This window comes from Streptomyces glaucescens (assembly GCF_002154375.1).
GTDB classification, from domain to species: Bacteria; Actinomycetota; Actinomycetes; order Streptomycetales; family Streptomycetaceae; genus Streptomyces; species Streptomyces glaucescens.
Genome location: NZ_MUND01000481.1, coordinates 1 through 6,789, shown reverse-complemented (window position 1 = coordinate 6,789; position 6,789 = coordinate 1). Strand labels below are relative to the sequence as shown.

The window sequence follows — 6,789 nt, the reverse complement described above, 5'->3', positions numbered from 1 at the left end:
CAGCACCGCCCGGATCCGGGCCTCGATCACCTCGGGCCGCGCGGGCTTGACGATGTAGTCGTCGGCCCCGGCCTCCAGGCCCACGATGACGTCGAAGTCGTCGCCGCGCGCGGTGAGCATGATGATCGGCAGCTGGCTGTCCTCGCGGACGCGTCGGCAGACCTGGACGCCGTTCAGGCCGGGCAGCATCAGGTCCAGCAGGAGCAGATCGGGGCGGAACTCGGCGAGCGCGGCGAGTCCGGCCTCGCCGGTCGCGGCCGACAGCACCTCGTGGCCGCGGCGACGCAGACCGAGTTCGACTCCTTCGCGCACGGCGGGGTCGTCCTCGATGAGGAGTACGCGGGGCATCAACATCTCCCAGTCGGTGATCAGCGCCGGGTCACTCGCCGGCGAGTGCCGGAGATCAGCGCGTCGAGTTCGGTGAGCCGCAGCGGCCGGGCCAGCAGCGCGAAGGTGAGCACGACGACGGCCGCGCCGGCCGCCGCCGCGGCCGGGGCGCCCGCCCGCGCGGAGCCGGAGGCCGCCAGGTGGCCCAGCAGGGTGGCGGGCACGGCGGCGACCAGCAGCCGGGCGTGCGCCGTGACGGCGGACGACCGCCACGGCCGGGCCACGGCCAGCCGGCGGCTCAGCACCCGGCCGGTGACCGCCCAGCCCGCGCACAGCGCCAGCGAGTACGCCGCCGCCATGCCCGTGACGGCCCAGCGGGCCGGCAGCAGCTGGGCGGCGGCCGTGGACAGGCCCGCGTTGACGGCGACGATCACCAGGTTGAGCAGGAAGGGCGTACGGGTGTCGGAGAGCGCGTAGAAGGTGCGGGACAGCACGTACTGGCCCGACATGGCGACGAGCCCGGGTGCGAAGGCCATCAGGATCCCGGCCATGGCGGCGGTGTCGCCCGCGCTGGTCCTGCCGTGGCCGAAGACGAGCGCCATCACCGGCTGGGCGAGGGCGAACAGCATGCAGGCGGCGGGGACGACGGCGGCGGCCGAGGCGCGCAGGGCGTGCGAGACGTCGCGCCGCAGCGCCGCGGTGTCCTTGTCGGCGGCCGCCGCGCTCATCCGGGGCAGCAGCGCGGTCACCAGGGAGACCGTGATGATGCCGTGCGGGACGACCCACAGCGCATAGGCGTTGTTGTACGCGCTGTACCCGGGACCGCCGTCCAGGCCCGCGTCGGTGGCCAGCCGGGTCGTCACCCAGTACGCGGCCTGGTTGGCGAGGACCAGCAGCACCAGCCAGCCGGCCGACCGCAGCGGGCGGGTCAGTCCGCTGCCCCGCCAGTCGAAGCGCGGCCGCCAGCGGAAGCCCGCCGCGCGCAGGGCGGGCACGAGGGCGAGCGCCTGCACGGCGATCCCGGCGGTCGTCCCCCACCCGAGCAGCGCGGTCTCGGCCGCGGTGAGGGTGTCCCCGCCGCCCAGGGCGAGCGCCAGGAAGAGACCGAACACGGTAAGGACGACGAGGTTGTTGAGGACCGGCGCCCACATCATCGCGCCGAACCGGCCGCGCGCGTTCAGCACCTGCCCGAGCAGCGTGAACAGGCCGAGGAAGAAGATCTGGGGCAGGCAGTAGCGGGCGAACGCGGTCGTCATCGCCGCCTGCTCACCGCCGTAGCCGGTGTACGCGTCGACGATCACGGGCGCCGCCCACACCGCGGCGGCGGTGAGCGCCAGCAGGGCGACGACGCAGACCGTGACGAGCCGGTCGGTGTAGGCGGCGCCGCCGTCGGCGTGCTCCTTGGCCGCCTTGACCAGCTCGGGCACGAAGACCGCGTTCAGCGCGCCGCCGAGGAGCAGCATGTAGACGATGATGGGCAGGGCGTTGCCGACCGCGTAGCCGTCGGCGGTCGGCCCGATGGTGCCGAGCGCCGCGGCGACCACGGCGGACCGGGCGAAGCCGGTGGCCCGGGACACGAGCGAGCCGGCGGCCATGAGCACGCTGCTGCGCGCCACGGAGACCGGCTTGCCCCCGTCGCCGGTCGAGCCGGGGGCCGTCTTCGCTCCGTCAGCGGTCGTACCGGGGCCCGTGGTCGCTCCGTCGCCGGTCGCCGGGGGGACCGTCGGCGGCCTCATCGGCGGTTCAGATACGCCTGGAAGGCGCGGTACAGCGTCTGGTTGGCGGTGCCGCCCAACGGTCTCTCCCATTCCCCCAACGTCTCGACGACCTGTCCGCCGGTGCCGAGCTTCCACCGCAGCAGTCCGTACGCACGTTCGTCAGGATCGAGAGTGGAGGGTACCCCGCGCATGTCGTAGACGTCAGCGCCGAGGGCGTGGGCGTCCAGCAGCATCCGCCACTGCAGGGCGTTGGAGGGCCGCACCTCACGGCGGTGGTCGGCCGAGGCACCGGTCTGGTACCAGACCCGGCGGCCCACCGTGATCATCGTGTGGGCGGCGAGGATCTCCCCGCGGTGGCGGGCGAGATACAGCTTCATCCGGCCCGGCTCCTCCGCGTTGAGCGCCGCGTACTGACGCTGGTAGTAGCCGAGCGAGCGGCCGAGCCGGAAACCGTCGCGCTCTTCCGTGACGCGCAGCAGCCGGTAGAACTCGGGCAGTTCGGCCGCGCTGCCCACCACGACCTCCACGCCCTCCTTCTGGGCGCGCCGGACGTTTCGCCGCCACTCCTGGTTGAGCCCGGACCACAGGTCCTCGGTGCCGCGTCCGGCGAGCGGCACCTGGAAGACGTGGCGCGGCTGGGCGTCTCCGTCGTCCCCGGTCCCGTCACCGCCGCAGCGCCGCCAGCCACGGGCCCGCAGCCGTTCGGCGACGGCGGTGCCGAGCGGATCGACCTCGCTGGCGAGCACGTCGGCGAGCCGTCTGCCCGGGCCGGTGAGCGACTTCAGCAGGGCGGCGTCCCAGCGCCGGTACGCGGGCGAGGGGCCGATCCGTACGGCGAAGGCGCCCGCCCGGCGCAGCTGCTCCAGCAGCGGGGCGAGCCAGTCGTCGATGCCCGGGTCCGCCCAGTCGGCGACGGGCCCCTCGGGAAGGTAGGCGAAGTACTTGCGGGTGCCGGGGAACTGCCGCAGCAGCACCAGGGCGACCCCGGTCAGGTCACCGGCTTCCGGATCCGGTCCCCAGCCGAGCAACTGGGGGCGCCAGCCCTCCTTGACGTCGGCCCAGGACGGGCACTGCAGGAAACCGGCGCCGAGCGCCGCGCCGCGCGGGGACGCGAGGAAGGCGCGGTAGGTCTCGGCGGTCACGGGCCCGAGCCTGAGGCCGCGGTTCCGTTCCTCCTGCCGGCGGCCGGGTGGTACGAGCAGCGCTGACACGTCGTGGAGCCTCTCCTTCTCCCCGGCTGTCGCGGGGACGCACAGGATGCTCACAGCCGCCCATGACCGTCCCGCGCGGCGAATGTGACCGGACCATGACCGTTCCTCACCAGTCGCCGTCACATTGAACCGACGCCGCTGACCTGGGCATCTCCGGATCTAGAGTCACGAAAGTCACGACGTCCCCCGCCTTGTCCGTCCGCCTCGGAGGTCCAGTTGCCCCGCACCCCCGCGCCCGCCCACACCCCGGCACGCGCCGTCCGCACCCACGTCCTGATCCGCACCGCCGTAGCCGCCGCCCTGCTGGCGCCGCTCGCCGCCTGCTCCGCGAGCTCCGGCCCGGCCGGCACGGCGGACACGGGCAAGACCGGGAAGGGCGGCGGGGACCGTCCCGTCACCGTCACGGTCACCCCCACGGGGCGGCAGGCCGGTGCCGGGAAGCCGGTCAAGGTCACCGCGGCGGGCGGCAGCCTCACCTCGGTGACGGTCACCGACGCCGAGGGCCGCGCACTCGCCGGGCGGGTCGCTCCCGACGGCCGCACCTGGGTCTCCGACCGCAAGGCCGTGCCCGGCATGGCGTACGCGGTCACGGCGGCGACCCGGACCGAGGGCGGCGCCGCCGGCACCGCCCGGGCCTCCTTCGCCACGGCCCCGGCGGACAAGGTCAACAAGGTCGACTGGCGGCCGGGCACCGGCACCACCGTCGGGATCGCCCAGCCGGTCTCGCTCGTCTTCGACCACCCGGTCGAGAACAAGGCCGAGGTCGAGAAACAGCTCAGGATCACCACCTCGAACCCCACCGAGGGCTCCTGGGGCTGGATGCGCGACTGGTCGGGCCGGGACCGGGTGGACTGGCGGCCCAAGTCCTACTGGAAGCCCGGCACCGAGGTCACCCTGAACGCCGCACTGAACGGCACCGACTCGGGCACCGGCGGCTGGTTCGTCCGCGACTACACGACCACCTTCACCATCGGCACCCAGCAGATCGTCAAGGTCGACCTCGACCGCCACCGGCTGACGCTGGTCCGCGACGGCAGGACCGTGCGGCGCATCCCGGTCTCCGGCGGCACGCCCGGCGGCGACAAGCGCTCCTGGCGCGGCACCGCCGTCCTCATGGCCAAGGAGGGAACCATCAACATGAACTCCGAGACGGTCGGCCTCGGCGACGCCTACGACAAGATGGTCGACTACTCGATGCGCCTGACCTGGTCGGGCATGTACGCGCACGCCGCCCCCTGGAACGCCCGCTGGTTCGGCAACGCCAACCGCAGCTCGGGCTGCATAGGCATGAGCGACGCGGACGCGGCCTGGTTCTACGGCCAGGTGCGCCCGGGCGACCCGTTCGAGATCACCGGCGCGGACACCAAGGGCGTCGTCGCGCCGGAGAACGGCTTCGGCGAGTGGAACCTGTCCTGGGCCGAGTGGCAGCAGCGGAGCGCACTGCGCTGAGGGACGCGCTCGCAGTCCCTCCGGCTCACTTCCTCAGCTCTGTCCCGGGTCGCGCCGGAGCAGATACGTGTCCATGATCCAGCCCTTGCGCTCCCGGGCCTCGGCCCGCAGCCGCTCGATGCGGGGCGCGGCCTCGGCGATCGGGCCGGAGACGGTGATCTCGTCCGGGGTGCCGAGATAGGCGCCCCAGTAGATGTGGATGTCCTGGTCGGCGTACTGCCGGAAGGTCTGGTGGGCGTCGAGCATCACGACGACGTCGTCGACGCCCTCCGGGAAGCCCTCCGACAGCCGCCGCCCGGTGGTGATCTGGACCGACCCGGCCACCCGGTTCAGCCCCGTCCGGTGCCGGGCGACCAGCGAGGAGACGCTGCTGATGCCCGGCACCACGTCGTACTCGAACGCCACGGCGCCCCGGCCCAGCACCTCCTCCAGGATGCCCAGCGTGCTGTCGTACAGCGACGGGTCGCCCCACACCAGGAACGCGCCCGTCTCGTCCTCGCCCAGTTCGTCGAGGATCAGCCGCTCGTAGATGTCGGCCCGGGCACTGCGCCAGTCCCCGACGGCCGGGGAGTACGCCGCACCGCCCGCGCGACGGTCCCGCTCCGGGTCGCGGGCCTCCACCACGCGGTACGTCCCCTCCGGTACGTGCGTCTCCAGCATGTCCCGGCGCAGCCGGGTGAGGTCGGACTTCACCTCGCCCTTGTCCAGCAGGAAGAACACATCCGTGCCGCGCAGCGCCCGCACCGCCTGGAGGGTCAGCTGGTCGGGGTCGCCCGCGCCGATACCGATGACATGAATCTTTCGCACGCCCCGAGTCTGCCGTACGCCACCCACCACGCGATCACCGCCCGGGCGATCGGAACCGGTCCGTCACTTCCCGTACAGCCGTGGGGCCCGTGCCCGGGCGTCCACCACCACGGCACCGTCGGCCCCGTCGGCACCGCCGGCCCCCGCCTCCACGGCGTCCGCCAGCTCCCGGGCCCACGCCACCACACCGCCGAGATCCATGCCGTACGCCCCCGGCCGCCCGGAGGCCGCCGCCCACTCCGCCACGGCTCCCGCTCCCCGCCGCAGCAGCCGTGCCCCGCCGGTCACATTGCCGCGCGCCGCGTGCGTGAGCCCCACGGCGCACTGGGCCAGCCCCCGCCACAGCGCCCGCTCCTCGTCGGGCCCCGACTTCCAGGCGTCCTCGAACACCTCGTGCGCGTGGAACGGCTTCCCGGCGTCCAGCAGCGCCTGCGCCTCCGCCACGGTCTCCTCCGGGGTCCGCACCAACCCCTCCGGCTGCCGCTCCACCCCCGGCGATCCGTACGGCAACGGCCGCCCGAGCCCGTCCCGCGGCCGCGCGTTGCGCGCCCGCCCCTCGGCATCCCGGTCCCGGGCCTCCGCGGCCCGGTCCGTCCGGCCCTGCGGCGTCCCGCTTTCGTTTCCCGTTCCACCCATACGACGATTGTCCCGCCCGGCGCCCCCTTCGGCGTCGCGGGGCCCGTGGGGTAAAGTGCTGTCCGCGCGATCACGCGGGTTCACCGCGGACAGCGCATCGGGACGTGGCGCAGCTTGGTAGCGCACTTGACTGGGGGTCAAGGGGTCGCAGGTTCAAATCCTGTCGTCCCGACGTGTGAGAGTCGCAGACGAGGGGCCGTTCCGGAGGAATCCGGAACGGCCCCTCGTTCAGTCGAGGCAGAACTCGTTGCCCTCGATGTCCTGCATCACGATGCACGCGTCATGCCCGTCGTACAGGAGCTGCACGCGTACCGCGCCGAGCGGGACCAGCCGTGCGCATTCGGCCTCGAGCGCGGCCAGGCGCTCTTCCCCCACGAGCCCGGTGGCGACCCGCACATCGAGGTGCACCCGGTTCTTGGCGGCCTTGCCTTCGGGGACGCGCTGGAAGAACAGTCGCGGCCCCACACCGGTGGGATCGCTGCAGGCGAACCACGCACCCCGGTCCTCAGGGGCCTGGGAGCGGTGGTGATCGTCCCAAGTGGCGAACCCCGCCGGCGGCGGCGGTACGACGTACCCCAGCACCTCGCACCAGAAGCGAGCGAGCCGCTCGGGTTCCGCACAGTCGAAGGTGACTTGGAACT

The 6,789-nt window shown here is 73.5% G+C and carries 7 protein-coding genes and 1 tRNA gene; 2 read left to right on the top strand and 6 right to left on the bottom strand.

Features of this window, described 5'->3' with window-relative positions; translation table 11 throughout:
- From CCN42_RS28745 to CCN42_RS28735, 3 genes are all read right to left on the bottom strand, one after another.
- Nucleotides 1-348 (bottom strand): response regulator transcription factor (locus tag CCN42_RS28745; RefSeq protein ID WP_143662038.1); only part of this gene is annotated, 348 nt, incomplete at its 3' end.
- Nucleotides 349-368: 20 nt separating this feature from the next.
- On the bottom strand, nt 369-1,922 hold the full coding sequence (gene murJ, locus CCN42_RS28740; RefSeq protein ID WP_245877510.1) for a murein biosynthesis integral membrane protein MurJ: 1,554 nt from the start codon (nt 1,920-1,922) through the stop codon (nt 369-371).
- A 137-nt stretch (nt 1,923-2,059) separates the two neighbouring features.
- Nucleotides 2,060-3,256, bottom strand: coding sequence for a lipid II:glycine glycyltransferase FemX (locus tag CCN42_RS28735; protein WP_086739978.1), 1,197 nt, complete (start codon nt 3,254-3,256; stop codon nt 2,060-2,062).
- 216 nt (nt 3,257-3,472) lie between these two features.
- Between CCN42_RS28735 and CCN42_RS28730 the strand changes: the two genes are divergently transcribed.
- On the top strand, nt 3,473-4,705 hold the full coding sequence (locus CCN42_RS28730) for a L,D-transpeptidase (protein ID WP_086739976.1): 1,233 nt from the start codon (nt 3,473-3,475) through the stop codon (nt 4,703-4,705).
- Nucleotides 4,706-4,738: 33 nt separating this feature from the next.
- Here CCN42_RS28730 and cobF read toward each other — a convergent pair whose 3' ends face one another.
- Nucleotides 4,739-5,512 (bottom strand): precorrin-6A synthase (deacetylating), encoded by a 774-nt coding sequence (gene cobF, locus CCN42_RS28725; RefSeq protein WP_086739974.1) that lies wholly within the window; start codon nt 5,510-5,512, stop codon nt 4,739-4,741.
- 63 nt (nt 5,513-5,575) lie between these two features.
- On the bottom strand, nt 5,576-6,148 hold the full coding sequence (locus CCN42_RS28720) for a DUF309 domain-containing protein (RefSeq protein ID WP_086739972.1): 573 nt from the start codon (nt 6,146-6,148) through the stop codon (nt 5,576-5,578).
- A 98-nt stretch (nt 6,149-6,246) separates the two neighbouring features.
- Here CCN42_RS28720 and CCN42_RS28715 point away from each other — a divergent pair.
- Nucleotides 6,247-6,320: transfer RNA gene (locus CCN42_RS28715), tRNA-Pro, on the top strand.
- A 56-nt stretch (nt 6,321-6,376) separates the two neighbouring features.
- On the opposite strand, the gene CCN42_RS28710 is transcribed toward CCN42_RS28715, so the two are convergent.
- A partial coding sequence (locus CCN42_RS28710; protein WP_086739971.1) for a VOC family protein occupies nt 6,377-6,789 on the bottom strand: 413 nt, incomplete at its 5' end.